The sequence below is a fragment of the Aeromonas sp. R6-2 genome, from assembly GCF_040908155.1.
GTDB classification, from domain to species: Bacteria; Pseudomonadota; Gammaproteobacteria; order Enterobacterales; family Aeromonadaceae; genus Aeromonas; species Aeromonas schubertii.
On record NZ_JBFODE010000010.1, the window covers coordinates 1 to 19,176 of the forward strand.

The 19,176-nt window shown below is 62.5% G+C and carries 20 protein-coding genes and 1 riboswitch; of the genes, 12 read left to right on the top strand and 8 right to left on the bottom strand.

What is annotated here, in order from left to right:
* Nucleotides 1-190 (top strand): hypothetical protein (locus AB5Y48_RS02035; protein ID WP_368163635.1); only part of this gene is annotated, 190 nt, incomplete at its 5' end.
* Between the two features lie 55 nt (nt 191-245).
* On the opposite strand, the gene AB5Y48_RS02040 is transcribed toward AB5Y48_RS02035, so the two are convergent.
* Nucleotides 246-1,367, bottom strand: coding sequence for a PIN domain-containing protein (locus AB5Y48_RS02040; protein ID WP_368163636.1), 1,122 nt, complete (start codon nt 1,365-1,367; stop codon nt 246-248).
* A 205-nt stretch (nt 1,368-1,572) separates the two neighbouring features.
* Between AB5Y48_RS02040 and AB5Y48_RS02045 the strand changes: the two genes are divergently transcribed.
* Nucleotides 1,573-2,415, top strand: coding sequence for a formate dehydrogenase accessory sulfurtransferase FdhD (locus tag AB5Y48_RS02045; RefSeq protein ID WP_050664603.1), 843 nt, complete (start codon nt 1,573-1,575; stop codon nt 2,413-2,415).
* Nucleotides 2,416-2,487: 72 nt separating this feature from the next.
* Complete coding sequence (locus tag AB5Y48_RS02050) at nt 2,488-3,357, top strand: helix-turn-helix transcriptional regulator (protein ID WP_082177848.1); 870 nt, start codon at nt 2,488-2,490, stop codon at nt 3,355-3,357.
* On the opposite strand, the gene AB5Y48_RS02055 is transcribed toward AB5Y48_RS02050, so the two are convergent.
* Both AB5Y48_RS02055 and AB5Y48_RS02060 read right to left on the bottom strand, forming a co-directional pair.
* Entirely contained in the window at nt 3,354-5,402 is a 2,049-nt protein-coding gene (locus tag AB5Y48_RS02055; protein ID WP_050664601.1) for an ATP-binding protein, read from the bottom strand. The two genes, AB5Y48_RS02050 and AB5Y48_RS02055, sit on opposite strands and share 4 nt — an antisense overlap.
* On the bottom strand, nt 5,387-6,727 hold the full coding sequence (locus AB5Y48_RS02060) for a sigma-54-dependent transcriptional regulator (RefSeq protein ID WP_368163639.1): 1,341 nt from the start codon (nt 6,725-6,727) through the stop codon (nt 5,387-5,389). Before AB5Y48_RS02060 ends, AB5Y48_RS02055 begins: the two co-directional genes overlap by 16 nt.
* A 249-nt stretch (nt 6,728-6,976) precedes the next feature.
* Between AB5Y48_RS02060 and AB5Y48_RS02065 the strand changes: the two genes are divergently transcribed.
* From AB5Y48_RS02065 to AB5Y48_RS02090, 6 genes are read left to right on the top strand one after another with little or no spacing between them, the layout of a single operon-like run.
* The gene (locus AB5Y48_RS02065) at nt 6,977-7,792 is read left to right on the top strand and encodes a substrate-binding domain-containing protein (protein ID WP_136613888.1); all 816 of its coding nucleotides are present in this window, start codon (nt 6,977-6,979) and stop codon (nt 7,790-7,792) included.
* On the top strand, nt 7,789-8,490 hold the full coding sequence (locus tag AB5Y48_RS02070; protein ID WP_050664598.1) for an ABC transporter permease: 702 nt from the start codon (nt 7,789-7,791) through the stop codon (nt 8,488-8,490). The genes AB5Y48_RS02065 and AB5Y48_RS02070 overlap by 4 nt, the downstream gene beginning before the upstream one ends.
* A 1-nt stretch (nt 8,491) precedes the next feature.
* Nucleotides 8,492-9,190: an ATP-binding cassette domain-containing protein gene (locus AB5Y48_RS02075; RefSeq protein ID WP_050664597.1), complete on the top strand. Its 699-nt coding sequence runs from the start codon at nt 8,492-8,494 to the stop codon at nt 9,188-9,190.
* On the top strand, nt 9,174-9,758 hold the full coding sequence (gene mobA / locus AB5Y48_RS02080; protein ID WP_368163642.1) for a molybdenum cofactor guanylyltransferase MobA: 585 nt from the start codon (nt 9,174-9,176) through the stop codon (nt 9,756-9,758). The genes AB5Y48_RS02075 and mobA overlap by 17 nt, the downstream gene beginning before the upstream one ends.
* Nucleotides 9,745-11,502 (top strand): bifunctional molybdopterin-guanine dinucleotide biosynthesis adaptor protein MobB/molybdopterin molybdotransferase MoeA, encoded by a 1,758-nt coding sequence (locus AB5Y48_RS02085; protein WP_368163643.1) that lies wholly within the window; start codon nt 9,745-9,747, stop codon nt 11,500-11,502. The genes mobA and AB5Y48_RS02085 overlap by 14 nt, the downstream gene beginning before the upstream one ends.
* Before the next feature lie 55 nt (nt 11,503-11,557).
* Nucleotides 11,558-12,277, top strand: coding sequence for a substrate-binding periplasmic protein (locus AB5Y48_RS02090; RefSeq protein WP_368163645.1), 720 nt, complete (start codon nt 11,558-11,560; stop codon nt 12,275-12,277).
* Between the two features lie 43 nt (nt 12,278-12,320).
* Here AB5Y48_RS02090 and AB5Y48_RS02095 read toward each other — a convergent pair whose 3' ends face one another.
* From AB5Y48_RS02095 to AB5Y48_RS02105, 3 genes are all read right to left on the bottom strand, one after another.
* Nucleotides 12,321-13,037, bottom strand: a complete 717-nt coding sequence (locus tag AB5Y48_RS02095) for a MaoC family dehydratase (protein ID WP_060585191.1) — start codon at nt 13,035-13,037, stop codon at nt 12,321-12,323.
* A gap of 124 nt (nt 13,038-13,161) precedes the next feature.
* On the bottom strand, nt 13,162-14,109 hold the full coding sequence (gene rlmF / locus AB5Y48_RS02100) for a 23S rRNA (adenine(1618)-N(6))-methyltransferase RlmF (protein ID WP_368163647.1): 948 nt from the start codon (nt 14,107-14,109) through the stop codon (nt 13,162-13,164).
* Between the two features lie 137 nt (nt 14,110-14,246).
* On the bottom strand, nt 14,247-14,732 hold the full coding sequence (locus AB5Y48_RS02105) for a C40 family peptidase (RefSeq protein WP_050664715.1): 486 nt from the start codon (nt 14,730-14,732) through the stop codon (nt 14,247-14,249).
* Nucleotides 14,733-15,000: 268 nt separating this feature from the next.
* Here AB5Y48_RS02105 and AB5Y48_RS02110 point away from each other — a divergent pair, with 268 nt between their 5' ends.
* Nucleotides 15,001-15,705, top strand: a complete 705-nt coding sequence (locus AB5Y48_RS02110; RefSeq protein ID WP_050664591.1) for a 4'-phosphopantetheinyl transferase superfamily protein — start codon at nt 15,001-15,003, stop codon at nt 15,703-15,705.
* A gap of 13 nt (nt 15,706-15,718) precedes the next feature.
* Complete coding sequence (locus AB5Y48_RS02115; RefSeq protein WP_368163649.1) at nt 15,719-16,567, top strand: tetratricopeptide repeat protein; 849 nt, start codon at nt 15,719-15,721, stop codon at nt 16,565-16,567.
* 137 nt (nt 16,568-16,704) lie between these two features.
* Here AB5Y48_RS02115 and AB5Y48_RS02120 read toward each other — a convergent pair whose 3' ends face one another.
* Nucleotides 16,705-16,944 carry an Lpp/OprI family alanine-zipper lipoprotein gene (locus AB5Y48_RS02120; protein ID WP_005363258.1) on the bottom strand — a complete coding sequence of 80 codons (240 nt, stop codon included), beginning with the start codon at nt 16,942-16,944 and terminating at the stop codon, nt 16,705-16,707.
* A 220-nt stretch (nt 16,945-17,164) separates the two neighbouring features.
* Nucleotides 17,165-17,821 carry a 3,4-dihydroxy-2-butanone-4-phosphate synthase gene (ribB, locus tag AB5Y48_RS02125; RefSeq protein WP_050664589.1) on the bottom strand — a complete coding sequence of 219 codons (657 nt, stop codon included), beginning with the start codon at nt 17,819-17,821 and terminating at the stop codon, nt 17,165-17,167.
* A gap of 91 nt (nt 17,822-17,912) precedes the next feature.
* A riboswitch (FMN riboswitch) is annotated at nt 17,913-18,057 on the bottom strand.
* A 165-nt stretch (nt 18,058-18,222) separates the two neighbouring features.
* Here ribB and purU point away from each other — a divergent pair.
* On the top strand, nt 18,223-19,059 hold the full coding sequence (purU, locus tag AB5Y48_RS02130) for a formyltetrahydrofolate deformylase (RefSeq protein ID WP_060585179.1): 837 nt from the start codon (nt 18,223-18,225) through the stop codon (nt 19,057-19,059).
* Nucleotides 19,060-19,176: the final 117 nt, after the last annotated feature.

A 19,176-nucleotide genomic window follows, 5' to 3' on the forward strand; every position in this document is an offset into this window, starting at 1 on the left:
GGCTGCGCGCCGTCGTCCGGGCCTGCATCGAGAAAACGAATTACCCCATCCCTGCCGAATTGTGTGCGTCAAGCCCCTGTCGGTGAACGGTTACCGTAAAACCCATCAACCTGTGCAGGAGCGAGGGGATGGCAATAATCGAATAACGCTGAATTATCCGATTATTGCCTTTGGAAATTGCTCGCGGTAAACGTTGGGCTTCACTTCGTTCAGCACCAACCTACGATTTGGCCCATGATACGAAACTACTCTTCGTAATCATCATACTCTGGCTCTATATATCCAAAGTCGATGGTATTTATAGGACTTACAATTTCAACCTCATCTATAGATAGTTCATCAACCGGGCCATTTAGGTCACCAGAAATTGTAATTAAAATTTCCGACTCGAACTCACGTTCCACTCGTACAGTTATTCCTCCCATCGATACATGATCTCTATCAATAGAGTCATATACAGATAATGAAAAATCACCCTCTGCCTCGACAACAATATTAGCTGAGGCTTCTAACACGACCCAGTCTTCATCCTTTTCAACTATACGAAACTCATGCTCAAGCAATGAGAAATCTTTGAACCAGCCATGACTACCATCAGCTTCCCAATAAAACGCTGAATCAGCTTCTTGATCTGGTGTAAATCCATCCAAAGCAGATTCTAAAAGAGAGTTTATTTCAGCAAGAAACTTCGTGGCCGAACCTGAATTTAAAGCTGTCTCAAGATTTGCTAACAACGTATATGGTGCATTGGTTTGGTTAAAAACTTCCAAACCGCGAGAAAAATCATCTTGATAGTTTATTCTCGTTGAATTCTGACAAAAATTTTTCCAATCTCCATCTTTGGCAATAGCTAGAACATATTCGTTATTCTTATCAGCCCAAGCTTCAACAGCCATAAGAACTATAGCGTCAGGAAATTCATTTTTCTTTTTCCCTGTCTCTGCAAATGGTGGCTCATTGGAAAAATATTTAGAAAGTAAGTCAGAAACTGAAACGTAACTCCCAGTTTCCAGAACCAAAGCGCCTGTGGAATCTATAAATTTATTCATCCGACTCTCAGCGAGTCCATTAACCTCTTTACTGTCAACAAGCATTTTCTTTGCATCATTCAATTCACTACCATCAAAGAAGAGATGGTCACCAGCCTCATTGAGGGCTTTTTCTAAAGCTGCACGTGAAGCACTAATTTTACTTTCTAAGTGCCGCTGAACTTCATTTTTCACCACATCGGGTAAAATGTATTCTATAGGGCTTTTTTTGAATTGTGACAGTTTTCCCAACAACCCTTTTTCCAGTTTTAATCCATTACCATCAAAAATTGATGTATCGACTAAAATAGCGCCATATTCAATTTCATCATCTGACATTTCTCATGTCCTCACAGAAATAATGTCAGCATTATGATTTAGGTCATACAACTCGTCCAAGGCATACTTTTAATCCAATAAATTCATAATTAAAACTTTAGAGCTCTCCCTCACTTTATAACTACAAACATTATTTTTACATAATCTGGAACAAATCTTGCTGTATCCCTCCCCTTAGATCCCGGCAACCGGTCACGAGGGCCTTATGACACCGACCTTTATCAAGAGCAATGCCGCCGCCCGGCTTACCATGGCCGTGGAGATTATCGACGAGCAGGGGGAGTGCCACACCCAGCATATCGCCTGCGAGCGGCCGCTCACCGTCTATCTCAACTGGAAGGAGGTGGTGACCCTGATGACCCTGGGGGCCCGCCCCGAGGCACTGGTGCTGGGTTATCTCAAGAATCAGGGCTTTATCCGGGATCTGGGGGCCATCGAATCCCTGATCGTGGACTGGGAGAGCGAGGCGGCCGCCCTGGTAACCGCCGAGGCGACCGGGGGCATCGACAAGGCGCTGGAGAAAAAGACGGTCACCTCGGGCTGCGGTCAGGGGACCATGTATGGCAGCGTGATGAAACAGCTCGAAGGGGTGGTGCTGGCACAACCCAGGGTGCGCCAGAGCACCCTCTATGGGCTGCTCAAGGCGCTCTCGGCCCACAACGACACCTACAAGATGGCCGGCGCCGTGCACGGCTGCGCCCTGTGCCGGGGTACCGAGATCGTCTCGTTTGTGGAGGACGTGGGGCGCCACAATGCGGTGGATACCCTGGCGGGTGAGCTGTGGCTCTCGGGGGCGTCGGGGGAGGATCTTATCTTCTACACCACGGGGCGGCTCACCTCGGAGATGGTGATCAAGGTGGCGCAGATGGGCATTCCGGTGCTGCTGTCGCGCTCGGGGGTCACCCAGATGGGGCTGGATCTGGCCCGGCGCCTCGGCATCACCATGATTGCCCGCGCCAAGGGGCGCCACTTCCAGGTCTTTACCGGCCAGGACAATCTCGAGCTCGACGACAAGCCCCCTGTGCTGGAGGGGGTGCGCCGTGGCTAAGCCCGGGGCTCCTTTGATGACCGGGTTTATGAGTGCCCGACAGGTGGCAGAGCCCTTTTTATGACCGAGTTTATGAATGCCCGCCAGGTGGCGGAGTATCTGGATCTGAACGAGAAGAAGGTGTACCAGCTCGCCAACGAGGCGCGCATCCCGGCCACCAAGGCGACCGGCAAGTGGCTGTTTCCCAAGTCATTGCTCGATCGCTGGCTGCTCGGCAGCTGCCATGACGGGGTGATGAACGATCGGCTGATCCTGGCCGGCTCTGACGATGTGTTGCTGCAACACGGGCTCGGCCGTCTGGCCGAGCGCCTCGGCAGCAACGCCCTGCTGGGCTATACCCCGTGCGGCACCCGTCAGGGGCTGGCCATGCTGGCGCGCGGCCACGTGGATCTGTGCGCAGTGCACTGGGGACGGGCCGAGGAGTCCCACCTGCGCCATCCGGCCCTGATCCAGCAATACCAGGGGCACCGCCAGTGGGTGCTGGTGCACGGTTTTCGCCGCATGCAGGGGCTGATCCTGCGCCCTGGGCTCACCCTCTCGTCGGTGGAGGCGGCCCTGCCGCTCAACTGGGCGATGCGCCAGGAGGGGGCGGGCAGCCAGCGCGCCCTGCAGGAGTGGCTGCTCACCGAGGGACGCCCGATGGAGGATCTCAGCACCCTGGCCCGCTGCGACAGCGAGCAGAGCCTGGCCGCCACCCTCTGCCGGGGTGAGGCGGATGTGGGGCCGGGGGCCCTCTCTACCGCCACCGAGTTTGGCCTGGGCTTCCTGCCGCTCTCCCAGGAGAGCTTCGATCTGGTGATGCCCCAGGGGGTCTTCTTTCGCACCCTGCTGCAGCAGCTGATCGAGTGGCTGCAGGGGAGCGAGGGGCGCGAGCTGGCCGCCCGTCTCGGCGGCTATGATCTGGCCGGCTGTGGCAAACCCCTCTGGAGCCCCCAGGGCTAGCCGCTCACCCCCAGCCGCCAGGCGTCGGCACCGCCCGCGTCGACGCCCTTGAGCCGGGCACGGCTGCGCAGACGCACGGTGAAGCAGCTCCCCTCCCCCGGCACCGAGCTCACCTGCAGAGTGCCACCCCAACGGTCGACGATGCGATAGCAGAGGGCCAGGCCAAGGCCGGTGCCGTTGGCCCGGGTGGTGAAGAAGGGCTCGAAGATGCGATCCTGCAGGGCGGGGGGGATGCCACAGCCATCGTCACGCACCCGGATCTCGGCGCCGCACACCTCCCCTCGCTCACACCAGTCGCTGGTGGTCACCTCGATGCGCCCCGCCGTGCCTCCCTGCTCCCGCTGGCGGGCGATGGCGTGGCCGGCGTTGACCAGGAGGTTGATCATCACCTGCAACAACTGCTGGCGGTCGGCCTCTACCGGGGCGCTTGCCGCGAGCCGGCTCTCGACCGCCACGCCCTGCTGACGCAAGGTGGCCCCCACCAGGGTGAGGCTCTCCCCGATGATGGGGCCCAGGTGTTGCCACACCGGGGGGGTCTCGTACTCGCCGGGCCGGGAGTATTGCAGCAGGCTGCGGGTGATGGCGCGAATGCGATCCACCTGGGCCAGCACCTGCTCTATCTCGTCGGGGGGCGATTCGCCGAGCTCCATCTTGAGCAGCTCCATGTTGCCGAGGATCACCGCCAGGGGGTTGTTGATCTCGTGGGCCACCCCGGCGCAGAGCTCGCCGAGGGCCGCCAGCTTCTCGCTCACCCTCAGCTGCTGGCGCGCCTCGGTGAGCATCCGGATATGGGCCTCGAGCTCGGCGGTCTTCTGATGCAGCCGCTCGGTACGCTCGGCCACCTTCTCCTCCAGCAGGCCGGCGGCGCTGGCTATCTGACGGTTGCGCTCGGCCAGCAGATCGAGCATGGCGTCAAACTGCCGCCCGAGCTGGGCCAGCTCGTGAGCGGGATCGAGGCCGAGCTCGCCGATACGCGCCTCCTGCTGGCGGCGGGTGGCGCGCACCACCCGGTGGATCTGCTCGATGGGGGAGAAGAGATCCCGCGCCCCCCGGTAGACCAGCAGGCCGGAGAAGAGCAGGATCACCACCACCCAGCCCCCCAGCTCCATCAGATTGACCAGATAGGTGCGCACGAAGGGCCACTCGGGAAAGCCCACATAGAGCATGCCGATCACCTGGCCATAGAGGTTGTGCAGGGGCTCGTAGCCCGACACGGCCCAGGCATCATGGACCCAGGCGCGGTCGACCCACACCTCGCCACGCTCCAGCACGTGGCGGCGCACCGGCTCGGAGACCCGGGTGCCGATCGCCCGTCCGGCCCCCTGCTCGCTGTCGGCGGGGACGTTGGTACTCACTCTCAGATCCCCGAGAAAGAGGGTCACCGCCCCCTGCTCACCCCTTGGCAGGGTGCCGCGCACAAAGACCTGATCCCGCAGCCGGTCCACCAGGTGGCCGTTGCGATTGATGAGCATGGCCCCCTCCAGCACTCCCTGCAGCCGCCCGTCGGGGCCGCTGACCGGCACCCAGGAGAGGCTCACCATGGCGCGGGTCTCCTCCCCTATCCGCGCCTGGCGGGCCAGGGCCGGGTCGAGCGCCGCCAGCGCCGGCTCATCCCAGAGGGCAAACTGGTTGACCGATTGGCCCCGCTGCAACTGCTCGGCCACCCACAGGGGCAGGGCCGCGAGATCGATGTCCCGGCGCAGGCGCACCAGATCGAGGGCGCCGCGCTCCCCCGGGTGGGCGAGCCACGCCCCCAGCGCCTGGGGGGTGTGGCGCAGCTGCTGCTGAAAACGCCAGCTGTCGCGCAGGTGAGTGAGAAACTCGCTCTGGTGCTCCTGCTGCACCACCAGCGCCTGATGGGCCACCCCGAGATCGGCCCGGGCACGACTGAGCAGATTCTGCCAGCTGTAGGTGAGGGTCCAGTAGAGGGTCAGCCCCAGCATGCCGACCAGGGTCACCAGGATGGGCACAGAGGTGAGGGTGAGCAGTCGCCAACGCACCCGGGTGCGCCAGCGCAGCGGCAGGCGCCCTAGCACGACTCCCACTCCTTGAACTTGCGCTCCAGGGTCTTGCGGGCCACCCCCAGGATGCGGGCCGCCGCCGACTTGTTCCCGTCACAGCAGGCCACCACCTGCTCGATATGGGCGCGCTCCACCCGCGCCAGATCCCACTCGTCCGGATAGCCCCCCTCGGAGCGGGCCGGGCTCTGCCACTCCAGGGCCGGGGGCTTGCCGAGCAGCAGGCTGCGCTCGATGAGGTTACGCAGCTCCCGCACATTGCCGGGCCAGTCGTGGCCCTGCATGGCGGCCACATCCTCGTGGGTCCAGTGGAGGGGCTCCATCCCCATCTCGGCGGTGAGGCGGGTGGTGAAGTGGTGGACCAGGGCGGGGATATCCTCGGGGCGCTCGCGCAGGGGGGCGACCCGCAGGGTGACCACGTTGAGGCGGTAGTAGAGATCGGCGCGAAAACGCCCCGCCTCTACCTCGGCCTTGAGGTTGCGGTTGGTGGCGGCGACGATGCGCACGTCCACCGGCAGCTCCCGCTCCCCCCCGACCGGGCGGATCGCCTTCTGCTCCAGGGCCCGCAGCAGGGAGGATTGCATGGCCAGGGGCATCTCGCCGATCTCGTCGAGAAACAGCGTCCCCTGGTGCGCCTCACGAAACAGCCCATCGCGCCCCTTGCGGGCGCCGGTGAAGGCCCCCTGCAGGTGGCCGAACAATTCGCTCTCGAGCAGCTCGGGGGCAATGGCGGCGCAGTTGACCGGCACGAAGGCACCGCTGCGGCCACTGAGCTGGTGCAGGGCGCGGGCCACCAGCTCCTTGCCGGTGCCCGACTCCCCCTCCACCAGCACGGCAGCCGGTGAAGGGGCAACCCGGGCGATCAGGGTCTTGAGATCGCGGGTGTTGGCCGAGTCACCGATGAGTTGCATGGGGAAGTGTTTGCTCACCTCCTGGCGCAGCAGCCAGTTCTCCCGCTCCAGTCGGCGCCGGGCGATGACGCGGTCCACCGACTGCACCATCTGCTCGAGGTTGAAGGGCTTGAGGATAAAGTCGCTCGCCCCGAGGCGCAGGGCGCGCAGGGCCGACTCCATGTCACCGAAGCCGGTCATGAAGATGAGATCGGAGCGGCGCTCCTCGGGTTGCAAGGATTCGTGCCACTCGATGCCCGAGCGCCCCGGCAATCGGATGTCGGCGATGATGAGGTCAAAGTGCATCCGGCTGCGCAGGGCCTCGGCCTCCTCCACGCTGGCGGCCACCTCGATCTGGGCGAAGCGCCTGGCCAGCGCCTTGCACAGGAAGGAGCGCATGCCGGGCTCGTCATCGACGATGAGCAAAGAGAGGGCAGACCAGCTGGGGAGGGGCAATGTCATGGGAGTTCTCGCACTGGGACAATCCGGGCCCAAGGGCCGCCAAAGGGTGAGACATTTTGTCCTCTTTACCCTTATAAACCAAGGGGATGTCGCACAGGGGCCGGCCCCCGCGCTCAAAATCAGACATTAACCAATTGTTTTATATTAACTTTATTAATATCGTTCGAGCTGGCACTCCCCTTGCTAACAGGATCCCCCATCCAGGAGGCCCCCGGAGCGGGCCCCAGTCACCAGCCAATGGAGAATCTCATGAAACGCCTCGCCGCCCTGTTACTCGGCACCCTGCTGCTCGGCCAACTGGCCCAGGCCGAGCCGGTCAAACCCCTCATCCGCCTCGCCACCACCACCAGCACCGAGCAGTCGGGCCTGCTGGGCTGGCTGCTGCCCCAATTTACCAAGGAGACCGGTTATCAGGTGCAGGTGCTGGCCGCCGGCACCGGCCAGAGCCTCAAGATGGGGGAGAATGGCGACGTGGATCTGGTGATGACCCATGCCCCGAGCGCCGAGAAGAAGTTCGTGGACGGGGGCTTTGGCATCGAGCCGCGCCACCTGATGTACAACGACTTCGTGCTGGTCGGCCCAAAGAGCGATCCGGCCGGTATCAAGGGCAAGCAGGATGCGGCCCAGGCCCTCAAGACCCTGGCCGGGCAGGATGCCACCTTCGTCTCACGCGGCGATGAGTCGGGCACCCATATCAAGGAGAAGAGCCTGTGGCAGGCCGCCGGCATCACCCCAGCCTTCAAGGGCTACAAGTCCATCGGTCAGGGGATGGGGCCGACGCTCAACATGACTTCCGAGCTGGGCGGCTACACCCTCACCGATCGCGGCACCTGGCTCGCCTATGAGGGCAAGCTCAAGCTGACCCTGCTGCTGGAGGGGGACCCGCGCCTGTTCAACCCCTATCAGGTGATCCTGGTCAACCCCGAGCGCTGGCCCAAGCTCAATACCCAGGGGGCCCGGGTCCTCAGCGACTGGCTGGTCTCCCGGCATGGTCAGGCCCTGATCAACCGCTTTAGCGTGAACGGCAAGCAGCTGTTTGTGGCGGACGCCGACAAGCAGGCATGAGTTCACTGCTGGAGACCACCCGGCAGGCCCTCGGCCTGCTGCTCGGCGGCGATCCCGACCTGTGGCAGATAGTCGGGATCTCCTTTACCGTCTCGGGGCTGGCGCTGGCCATCTGCTGGTTGCCGGCCCTGCTGCTCGGCTTCGCCCTGGCCTATCTGCCTCTGCCGGCGCGCTGGCTCTGGCTCACCCTGCTGCACACCCTGCAGTCGATCCCCACCGTCGTGATCGGTCTGCTGCTCTATATGCTCCTCTCCCGCTCCGGTCCCCTGGGGGATTGGCAGTGGCTCTTCACCCAGCAGGGGATGATAGCGGGCCAGGTGCTGATCGGTTTTCCGGTGGTCGCCGCCATGTCTCACGCCACCTTTCAGCACAGTGACCGCCGCGCCTTCGAGACCGCGCTCACCCTCTCGGGCTCTCGCCTGCGCGCCTTGCGTCAGGTGTGCCACGAGTGCCGCTTCGGCCTGCTGGCCGCCGGGGTGACCGCCTTTAGCCGTATCGTCACCGAGGTGGGGTGCGCCACCCTGGTGGGGGGGAACATCCTCTACTTCACCCGCAACATCACCACCGCCATCGCCCTGGAGACCCAGAAGGGAGCCTTCACCCAGGGCATTGCCCTGGGCATGGTGCTGCTGGCCCTGGCCCTGCTGCTCAACCTCTTGCTCGCGCTGCTGCAGGGGCGCGCCTTTCTGAGGAGCTGACATGCTTGCCCTTCACGCCCACCACCTCCATATGCAGTTCGGCGAGCGCCCGCTCTTCTATATTCCCGAGCTCGCCATCCAGCCGGGAGAGGCCATCTGGCTGCGCGGAGCCAACGGGGTGGGCAAGACCACCTTGCTCAAGATCCTGGCCGGACTGCAGCGCCCCACCCGGGGACGCCTCAATAACCGCCCTCCCCTCCCCCTGCGGCTGGCACGCCGCCTGGGTCTGGGAGAGCCGGGGCCGGGGCGGGTCATCTACCTGCACCAGAGCCCCTATCTGTTCGACGGCACGGTGCGCGACAACCTGGGCTGGGGGGCCCGGCGGGGATCGGCCAGGCGTCTGGTGGATGCCCTGCACCGGGCCGATCTCGATCACCTGGCGGGGGAGCATGTGTCGCTGCTCTCGGGGGGGGAGCGCCAGCGCCTGGCCCTGGCCCGGGCCTGGGTGCTGGAGCCCGCCTTCCTGCTGCTCGACGAGCCCACCGCCAATCTCGACCATCACTCCATTGCCCTGATGGCCGATCTGACGCAAGATCTGGGCTCCCGGGGCTGCGCCCGGGTGGTGACCAGCCACCAGGAGAACCTGTTGACCCGCCACTGCCAGCGCCACTGGCTGCTGCAACACGGCCAGTTACAGGAGAGCAGCCCCCTGACCCTCTATCGCATGCCAACAAGAGATGCCCATGTCCAACGCGCCTGACACCCTCATCGCCGTCATCCTCGCCGGTGGCCGAGCCACCCGTATGGGAGGCAGCGACAAGGGGTGGATCCCCCTGCGGGGCAAGCCCCTCATCCGCCACGTGCAAGAGCGCCTGGCCCCCCAGGTCGACGGCCTGCTTATCAATGCCAACCGCAATCTGGCGCGCTATCAGGCGCTCGCCCCCGTGGTGAGCGACACCCTGGGCGACTACCCCGGCCCCCTGGCCGGCATGCTGGCGGGGCTTGAGGCCGCCACGAGTGAGTGGGTACTGTTTGTTCCCTGTGACACCCCCTTCCTGCCGCGGGATCTGGTATCACGCCTCCAGGCCGCCCGCACCCCCGAATGCGAGGTGGTGGTGGCCCACGACGGGGAGTGGCTGCAACCCGTGGTCGCCCTGGTCAAACGCTCCCTCAGAGGATCCCTGGCCGCCACCCTGGCCGCCGGAGAGCGCCGCATCGACCGCTGGTATGCCAGGCACACCATGGTGCTGGCCGATTTCTCCGACTGCCCCCACGCCTTCGACAATTTAAACAGCCCCGACGAGCTCGCCCGCCATGACTCAAATTAGCCCCGATCTCCCCATCATCGGCTTCGCCGCCTGGAGCGGTACCGGCAAGACCACCCTGCTCGAACAGCTGATCCCCGAGCTCACCGGACGGGGGCTGCGCCTGGCCGTGCTCAAGCACGCCCACCACGACTTCGATCTGGATCAACCGGGCAAGGATAGCTGGCGCCTGCGCAAGGCCGGGGCCAGCCAGGTGCTGATCGCCTCCTCCCGGCGCCACGCCCACCTGACCGAGACCCCACAAGGGGAGGCCCCCCTCGGCGAGCTGCTGGCCAAGCTGGATCGGCGCGCCCTCGACCTCATCCTGGTCGAGGGATTCAAGCACGACCCCATCCCCAAGATTGCCCTGCACCGCGCCGCCTTGGGCAAACCCCTGCCCGAGGTACGCCCCGAGGATCTGCTGGCGGTCGCCTCGGACGTGCCCCTCGAGCTCCCGGTGCCACTGCTGCCGCTCAACGAGGTTGCGGCCATCGCCGACTTTATCGAGGCCCATCTGGCCGCCCCGACCCGGGCCGAGAGCGGCTGCGATGCCTTGAGCCCCGCCTTTCTCTCGGTCGAGCAGGCCCGCGAGCGCATCCTTAAGGCCCTCACCCCCCATCCCCGTCAGCAGACCCTGCCCCTGGCCCAGTGCCTTGGCCGGGTGCTGGCAGCCAGCCTGACCAGTCCGGTCAATGTGCCGCCCCACGCCAACTCGGCCATGGATGGCTATGGCCTGTGCGGCACGGATCTCGCCTGCGGCCAGTGGCGCCTGATGGGCGAGGTGCTGGCCGGTCACCCGAGCTCGCTGCAGCTGGCCCCCGGAGAGGCGGTACGGATCATGACGGGCGCCCCGCTGCCCGCCGGCGTCGATACGGTGGTGATGCGCGAGCAGGCCATCGAAGAGGCAGGCATGGTGCGTTTTACTGCGCCGCTGAAACAGGGGCAGAATGTGCGCCAGGCGGGAGAGGATCTCGCCGCCGGCGCCATCGCCATTCCCGCAGCCACCCGGCTCGGAGCCCCGGAGCTGGGACTTGCCGCCTCTCTGGGCTACCCGGAGCTGACGGTGCTGGCCCCCCTCAGGGTGGCGCTCTTTAGCACCGGTGATGAGGTGCAGGCTCCGGGGGAGCCCCTGCGCCCGGGCGCCATCTACGACAGCAACCGCTTCACCCTGCGCGCCCTTATCGAGCGTGCCGGAGGCGAGGTGGTGGATCTGGGGATCCTGCCCGACAATCAGGCGATGATGGAGAGCGTCCTGCAACAGGCCGCCGCCGAGTGCGATCTGGTGCTGAGTTCGGGGGGAGTATCGGTAGGCAATGCGGACTATATCCGCGATGCCCTGGAGAAGCTGGGCGCCGTGGCCTTCTGGCGCATTCAGATGCGCCCGGGACGCCCGCTCGCCTTCGGCAAGCTGGGAGAGACCCCCTTCTTCGGCTTGCCGGGCAATCCGGTGGCGGCCGTGGTCTGCTTCCTGCAATTCGTGTTGCCGGCCCTGCATGCCCTGGAGGGCCGCAACTGGCAGCCATGGCGCCTGATGGCCCGCGCCTTGGAGCCCATGAGAAGCCGCCCCGGACGCAGCGAATTTCTGCGCGGCATCGCCGAGCAGGATGCCAACGGCCAGCTGCAGGTGCGCACCACGGGTCCCCAGGGATCGGGGATCTTGAGCTCACTGTCGAGGGCCAACTGCCTTATCGAGATCCTCCCCTCCCAGCCGGGCATTCGCACCGGCGAGGCGGTCTGGATCCATCCCCTGCAGGGATTGCTGGGATAGGCGTTTTCACGGGGATTGTGTGTCACAATGGCCCGACACAGGTCGGGGGATAATGATGGCAAGAGCGCTGATCACACTACTGCCGATGCTGCTGGCAAACCCGGCTCCCGCCGAGACGCTCAAGGTCGGAGTCAGCTTTGCCATTCCCCCCTATGTCATCCGGGAAACAGATAGCGGCATCGAGCTGTCGCTGCTGCGCGAGGCGCTGGCCGGGGCCCCCTATACCCTCTCTTTCCACTATCTCCCCCTGCGCCAGACCTTCGCGCTGATGGAGCAAGGCAAGCTCGATGCCATCATCAACGTCAAACCGGGCATGCTGCAGAAGGGATACCTGTCGGCCCCCGTTATCACCTTCTATAACCGCATCTTTACGTTGGCCCCTCACCGGCTCAACCGCCTCGAGGAGCTGGCGGGGCTGCATGTGGTCGCCTTCCCCAAGGCCCGCGAGATCCTGGGTCCCGAGTTCGACCATGCCGCCACATTGAGCCAATCCTATCAGGAGCAACCCCGCCAGGAGCACCAGGTGCGCCAGCTCTTCGAAGGGCGCGCCCAGGCCATCGTTCTGGAGCGGCGCATCTTCGAGTACTACCGCCGTCACTTCGCCAAAGAGGCCCCCACTGTCTATGACCCGCAGCGGGCCATCGAAAACCCCCTCTTTGCGCCCACCGTCTACCACTTCGCCTTTCGCGAGCCCACGATGCGCGATCACTTCGATGCGGGGCTGCGCCGGCTGCACACCAGCGGTCGTTATCTGGCGCTGACAGAAGGCCAGTAACGACGACAGGGCCCGCAGGCCCTGTCGATTGCACTCATCGAACTCAGAAGTAGAGGCGGGTGAGCGACTCGATAACACAACCGGGACGACGCACGCCCTCTATCTCGACCTTGATCTCCTTGAGGAGCTCGATCCCCCCCTTGATCGGGGTCACCCGGGCCAGTTTGGTGCGAGCTCGAATGCGGCTATCCACCTTGATGGGATAGGGAAAACGCACGGAGTCGAGGCCAAAGTTCACCACCATACGGGCGCTTGGAAACTCGGGGTTGCTCTCGTCGACCGAGCCGGTCAGTTGCGGGAGCAGGGCCAGGGTCAGGAAGCCGTGGGCGATGGTGGTCTTGAAGGGCGACTCGGCGGCGGCACGCTCGGGGTTGGTGTGGATCCACTGATGATCCCCCGTCACCCGGGCAAAACCGTCGATCATGGCCTGATCCACCAGCAGCCACTCGCCGACGTGGGTCTCTTCTCCCACCTGGGCGAGCAGGCGATCATGGACGGCAGCCGCCTCCCCCTCCAGGGCGATCGGGTTCGCCTCGGGCGTGCCGTTGACCACCTGGGCCTCGGCCACCTGGGCAGGCTGTGCCTGCTGTTGGGAGGCATCCCCCCACTCGATCACCCGACCAAACAGGGGATGGTGCTGGGCCTTTTGCTGAAACTCGTGCCAATAATCGCGTATGGCGGGAGAGAGCCAATCCTTGAGCTCAAATGGATGCTGCGCCAGTATCTCCTTCTTGCGCTTCAGAAAATCGACAACCTTCATCAACCTTTCCTTTCAGTCCGGGTGTGCCTTAGACAGGTCAAACCAGTTGTTATTTTAAGAAAGTCGCAGGTGAAATTGCAAAAAAATCTCGGCGTACAACTGTACCAAACGCCGAAGTGGTCACTCACATCTTCCCCGGAGGCAGGCGCGATGACCCCGTGTTGGAGAAACGCCAGGCCAGGATCCGGGTCACCTTGTTCCCCTGCTCCATGGGGATCACCCGCACCTCGGCGGCCTTGACCGCCGCCAGTGCCTTGCGCGCCGGGGCCAGGTTATCCCCCTTGGAGACCAGGGTGGTAAACCAGTCGCACTGGGTGGCGTAATCGGCACTCTCGGCAATCATGCGCCGCAAGAACGCCAGCTCACCCCCATCGCACCAGAGCTCGTTGTGCTGGCCACCGAAGTTAAGGCTCGGCTCCCTGCCCCCCTGCGGCTGACGCTCACCCCGGGCGCGGGCCAGATTGCGCAACTTGCGCTCGCTGCCGCTGCTCGCCTCTTTAGCCGAGGCGTGAAATGGCGGATTGCAGAGGGTGGCGGCGAAGTGCTCGTCCGGGCGCAGCAGCCCCTGGAAGATATGGCGCCGATCCGGCTGTAGACGGCACTCTATCTGCCGCTGCAGGGCATTGCTCTGCACGATCAGACTGGCACTCCTGAGAGAGGCAGGCTCCACATCCGAGCCGACGAAGCTCCAGCCATACTCCTGGTGTCCGAGCAGGGGATAGATGCAGTTGGCCCCGGTGCCTATGTCGAGCAGACGCACCCGCTTGCCACCGGGGGCTGTGCCCTCCCCCAGCAGATCGGCCAGATGGTGCAGATAGTCCACCCGTCCCGGGATAGGGGGACAGAGGTAACCGTCCGGAATATCCCAAAAACGCAGGCGATACATGCCAAACAGGATGGCGGCATTGAGGGCCTTGACCGCACGGGGGTCGGCAAAGTCGATGGTGAGCCGTCCGTGGGGCCCTGGCCTGACAAAAGGTGCGAGGGGGGGATGGGCCTTGATCAGCATCTTGAAGTCATAGCCGTGGCGATGACGGTTGCGGGGGTGGAGTCCACTGCGGGTGGTCGACATGGGGAGGCTCGCCTTAAAAACCGGCGCACACTATAGAGGCTAGCCCCCTGAAATGCCAAGGGCTCCCGAAGGAGCCCCTGCTATCTCTCTGGAGAAACGGTTCGTCCGAGGAGCCGTTTTTCCAGAGGGACCAAGATTCAGATCTCGATGCGTCGTGCCTGCCAGAACTTGGATCGCCAGTAGCGATCGTCCAGCTTGGAACGGGTCACCCCTTTACGGGTCGAGGCGTGAATAAACTCGCCATTGCCCACGTAGATCCCCACATGGTTGAGGCGGGAGTTGATCTTGAAGAAGACTAGATCCCCTTCCACCAGCTCGTTGCGAGCAACCCGGGTCCCTTCGTGAACCTGAGAGCGGGTGGAGCGGGGCAGTTCGACGCCGAGGGCATCACGAAACACCTCGCGGGCAAAGGCAGAGCAGTCGACACCACGTTGGGTCGTGCCACCCATCCGATAGGGAACACCGCGCCACTCTTTGTAGACCATCATGATCTCTTCGATGCTCGGGGCACTGGTTTCCGGCTCCACCACCGGCTCGACCATGGAGACCTCAATCTTGCTCGCAAGCTCCGGATCCGGCGTCGATGAACAACCCGCCATGCCCAGTGCTACCAGCAGCAGCATCAAGTAACGCAATCCCTTCTCTCCCTAATGTAAACAATAAGTTACAATCAGGTTCCCAGAACCTTTGCAGACAACAGGTTTCGACTATAAAGAAGAAACGGGTCAGATCAAGAAATAAAACCCATCGACATCACATTTTCTTGCAAAAACTCCTTATTTTTCATGCCAAATGTGATCATGGGCAAACAATAGACAATTCTCGACAAGGCTACCCTGCCGATAGCAAATATGGTTTTATTGGCGCCTCAAGCGCATTTTGGAGTGAAAAATGGTGCATCGGGTCGACCTCTTCCTGTTCTCCCTGACCGGGGAGGAGACGCAGATCTCGCCCGATCTGCAGGCGTGCCTCCCGGCCGATGAACGGCAGCATGCCGCCCGTTTCACCTCACCCGGCCGGGCCAGGCAGTGGCTTCTTACCCGCGCCCTGCTGCGCCGTGAGCTGGGTCGGCGCCTCCCGGGACACCCCTTGCACTTTGGCACCCTGGCGGGGGGAAAACCCTGTCTGCTCGATGACGCCTGGTACTTCAACCTCACCCACAGCGGTGACTGGGCCGTGCTGGCGTTGTGCCAGGAGGGGCCGGTGGGCGTCGATCTCGAGCTGGGAAGACGGGCACGGGATCTGCTGAAACTGGCCCGGCGTTTCTTCGCCCCCGAGGAGAGCCAATGGCTCGCCGCCCTTCCCGAGCCCTCCCAGGCAGATGGCTTCTACCGGCTCTGGGCCCGCAAGGAGGCACTCCTCAAGGCCCACGGGGGTGGGCTGGCTGCCGGTCTCGAGAACGTTATCTTCCATCCGGAGCAGGAGTGGTGGCTGGAAAATCGTCTCGATCACCACACCTACGAGGTGAGCGACAGCCCCTTTCAGGAGGGATGGTTGGCCCTCGCCACCCGGGGAACTCATCATCTCGCCATCCACTGGCTCGACGAGAGGCTTGAAATCTGCCCCGAGCCCCCCCATCTAGCCATTAATCTGTAGCGAGAGCCTCTCTATGATCGTCGACATTACTCCCCAGAATTTTCACACCGCCCTGCTCGATGCCTCCATGCAAAAGCCGGTGGTGATCTACTTCCACGCCCCCCAGATGCCCGAATGCCAGGCGATGACCCCCCTGGTCGAAGCCCTGGTCGGTCACAACAATCCGGCGGTGACCCTGGCCAAGGTCGATATGAACGATCCCCAGTTGCAGTCTCTGGCGACCCAGCTCTCCCTGCGAGCCCTGCCCGCCCTGGTGAAATTCCATCAGGGTAGACCCGATGAGGAGGGGTTTCTGGAAGGTCCCCAGGATGAGGCCGCCCTGCGCCACTACTTTGCCGCCTTCGCCCCCCGTGAGGAGGAGACCCTGCTGACCCAGGCCCGCGAGCATCTGGAGCAGGACAACGCCGGCGAGGCCCTCCCCCTGCTCACCCGCGCCCATCAGCTGGCACCCGAGCGCCACGACATCACGCTCTGGCTCATTCAGGCCGAGCTGGATCTCAACCAGCTGGATCAGGCGCAGCAGCGCCTTGCCACCATTCCCATGGTGGCCCAGGACGATCACTATCAGGTGCTCTGCTCGCGTCTGGATCTGGCGCGTCAGGCCTCGGACAGCCCCGAGCTGCGGGCCCTCGAGGAGCAGCATGCCACCCGTCCCGATGACCTTGCCATCGGCCAGGAGTTGGCCGTGCTCTATAACGCCGCGGGTCGCCAGGAAGAGGCACTGGAGCTGCTGATCACCATACTGCGCAAGGATCTGGGGTTTGGAGAGGCGAGAAAGATCTACCTCGACATCCTCAACACCATGGGGAGTACCCCGGTCGCCTCGGTATGGCGGCGCAAGCTCTACAGCCTGCTCTACTGATGACAAGCCGGTCACTCGACCGGCTTCTTATTACCGGTATGAGAGGGGCATGGGAGGGAAGATATGCGAAAGTGGTCAGACCACTAGATGACAGGCAAAAAAAATGGCGCAGTTTCCTGCGCCACTTTTTACATGAATTACTTCTTGTAGGAAGTAGCCATGTTGTCCAGGCGCTGGTTAGCACGAGCAGCTTCAGCCTTGGCATCAGCTACGTCGGCAGCGATCTTGGACTGGTCAGCACGAACGGCGCTAACATCTTGAGCCAGCTGATCAACCTTGTTAGACAGGTTCTGAACAGAAGTTTCCAGCTCGGTGTTAGCACAACCGCCCAGCAGAGCAGACAGACCTACAACACCTACCAACAGCATTTTTTTCATTTTTAGCTCCCTTTAACTCGCCAGACGTTTAGCAAGCGGCGTTATTATGGCACAAATAAAAAGAAGTTTGCATAGGGCTTTTCAAGGATAAATGCATTATTTCACTCATTTTTTTTTCGTCAGCTTAAAAAAGCATCAGAAGAAACAAAAAACGGTGAAATTCCCATCAAAGCCGAGACAGAGCGTAACCAATTGCAGATGAAATGACAAACCTCATCTGTCATCGATGACCCTGTCTCAACAGTGCCAGACGATACTGTACCAGATCCTCGATGGTCAATACCGGCATACCCTGTTTCAAACCGAATGCGACCAGATCAGGCAGGCGCGCCATGGCGCCATCCTCCAGGGTGAGTTCACACAGCACGCCGAAGGGCTTGAGACCGGCGAGCGTCATCAGATCCACGGTGGCCTCGGTGTGACCACGGCGAGTCAGCACCCCCCCCTCACGGGCACGCAGGGGAAAGACGTGACCGGGGCGATTGAGGTCGGAAGGACGGGCATCGTCGGCAATGGCGGCACGAATGGTGGTGATGCGATCGGCGGCCGAGACCCCGGTGGTGACCCCCTCGGCCGCCTCTATGGTGACGGTGAAGGCGGTCTGGTATTGGCTCGAGTTGGCCTCGACCATCATGGGCAGCTCGAGGCGGCGCACCCGCTCCTCGGTCAGGCAGAGACAGACAATCCCGGAACACTCGCGGATCATCAGCGCCATCTGGGCGGGGGTCATGGATTCGGCGGCGAAGATGAGATCCCCTTCATTCTCCCTGTCTTCGTCATCGGCAACCAGCACACCGCGACCCTGACGCAGGGCCTCGAGGGCGGCTTCGACACGTTCAATAGGGGTACCAAAAGGGGAGAGCAGAGACTGATTCATGGTAATACTCCGTTGATTAACACATACCAGAATCAGGGCACGGAAAGGCAGACAGAAGCACAGGGACGCAGGCAATCCCGCGTACCCATGCCCTTATCCTCTTTCATCCGGACTATCACCGTCGGCTCCGGCCTCGCACCGGATCTGCTGACCCCGACGACCGTCGGGCGCTCGCGGGCTCCCTGCCAAGGCAGGATACCGCCGGTGGGGAATTTCACCCCGCCCTGAGAATAAGCAGCGACAGGGTAGTGAAAACCTTTGCCTGAGACCAGAGCGAGCCTGAAAAAAGTTCTCCTCTGCGGCAGCGGTCACGCAGTCGTGGCGCCCTCGCCCTCTCTCATGGCATAGTGCGACAAAAACGGCGCACTGCGCCCATCACAATGGACACGATGACAGAGAAAATGGAAAAGAAAATTCTGCTGACCGACTGCCCCGACGCCAAGGGGCTGATCGCCAAGATCACTAACATCTGCTACAAGCACCAACTCAACATCATCAAGAACGACGAGTTCGTGGATCACCCCCAGGGGCGCTTCTTCATGCGCACCGAGCTGGAGGGCCGCTTCAATGACGAGACCCTGCTGGCTGACCTCGACGATGCTCTCCCCCAGGGAGCCTCCCGTCGTCTGGTCAAAGCGGGCGCCAAGCGGGTGGTGATCCTGGTCACCAAGGAGTCCCACTGCCTCGGCGATATCTTGATGAAGAGCTATGCCGGCGCCCTCGACATCGAGATTGCCGCCGTCATCGGCAACTACGACACCCTGGCCGAGCTGTGTGGCAAGTTCGATATCCCGTTCCATACGGTCTCTCACGAGGGGCTCGAGCGCGGGGAGCATGAACGGCAGGTGCGCCAGCTTATCGACGGCTATACCCCCGACTATGTGGTGCTGGCCAAGTATATGCGGGTATTGACCCCCGAATTTGTGGCGGCCTACCCGCGCCAGATCATCAACATCCACCACTCCTTCCTGCCCGCCTTCATCGGGGCCCGCCCCTATCTGCAGGCCTTCAACCGCGGCGTCAAGATCATCGGCGCCACTGCCCACTTCGTCACCGACGATCTGGATGAAGGGCCCATCATCGAGCAAGACGTGATCCATGTGGACCATGCCTTCGACGCCGAGGCCATGGCCAAGGCCGGCCGGGATGTAGAGAAATCCGTGCTCTCCCGCGCCCTGGAGCTGGTGCTGTGCGAGCGGGTCTTCGTCCACGGCAACAAGACAGTGGTCTTTAAATAGGCAAACAAAAGGCGCCCGGGGGCTAATGCCGATCAGTTAAGGATCCATTGACCGATCCTTCTGATGTGTGAAAATCCGAAACCTATTGATTGGTTTCGGATTTTTTATGCGCATCGA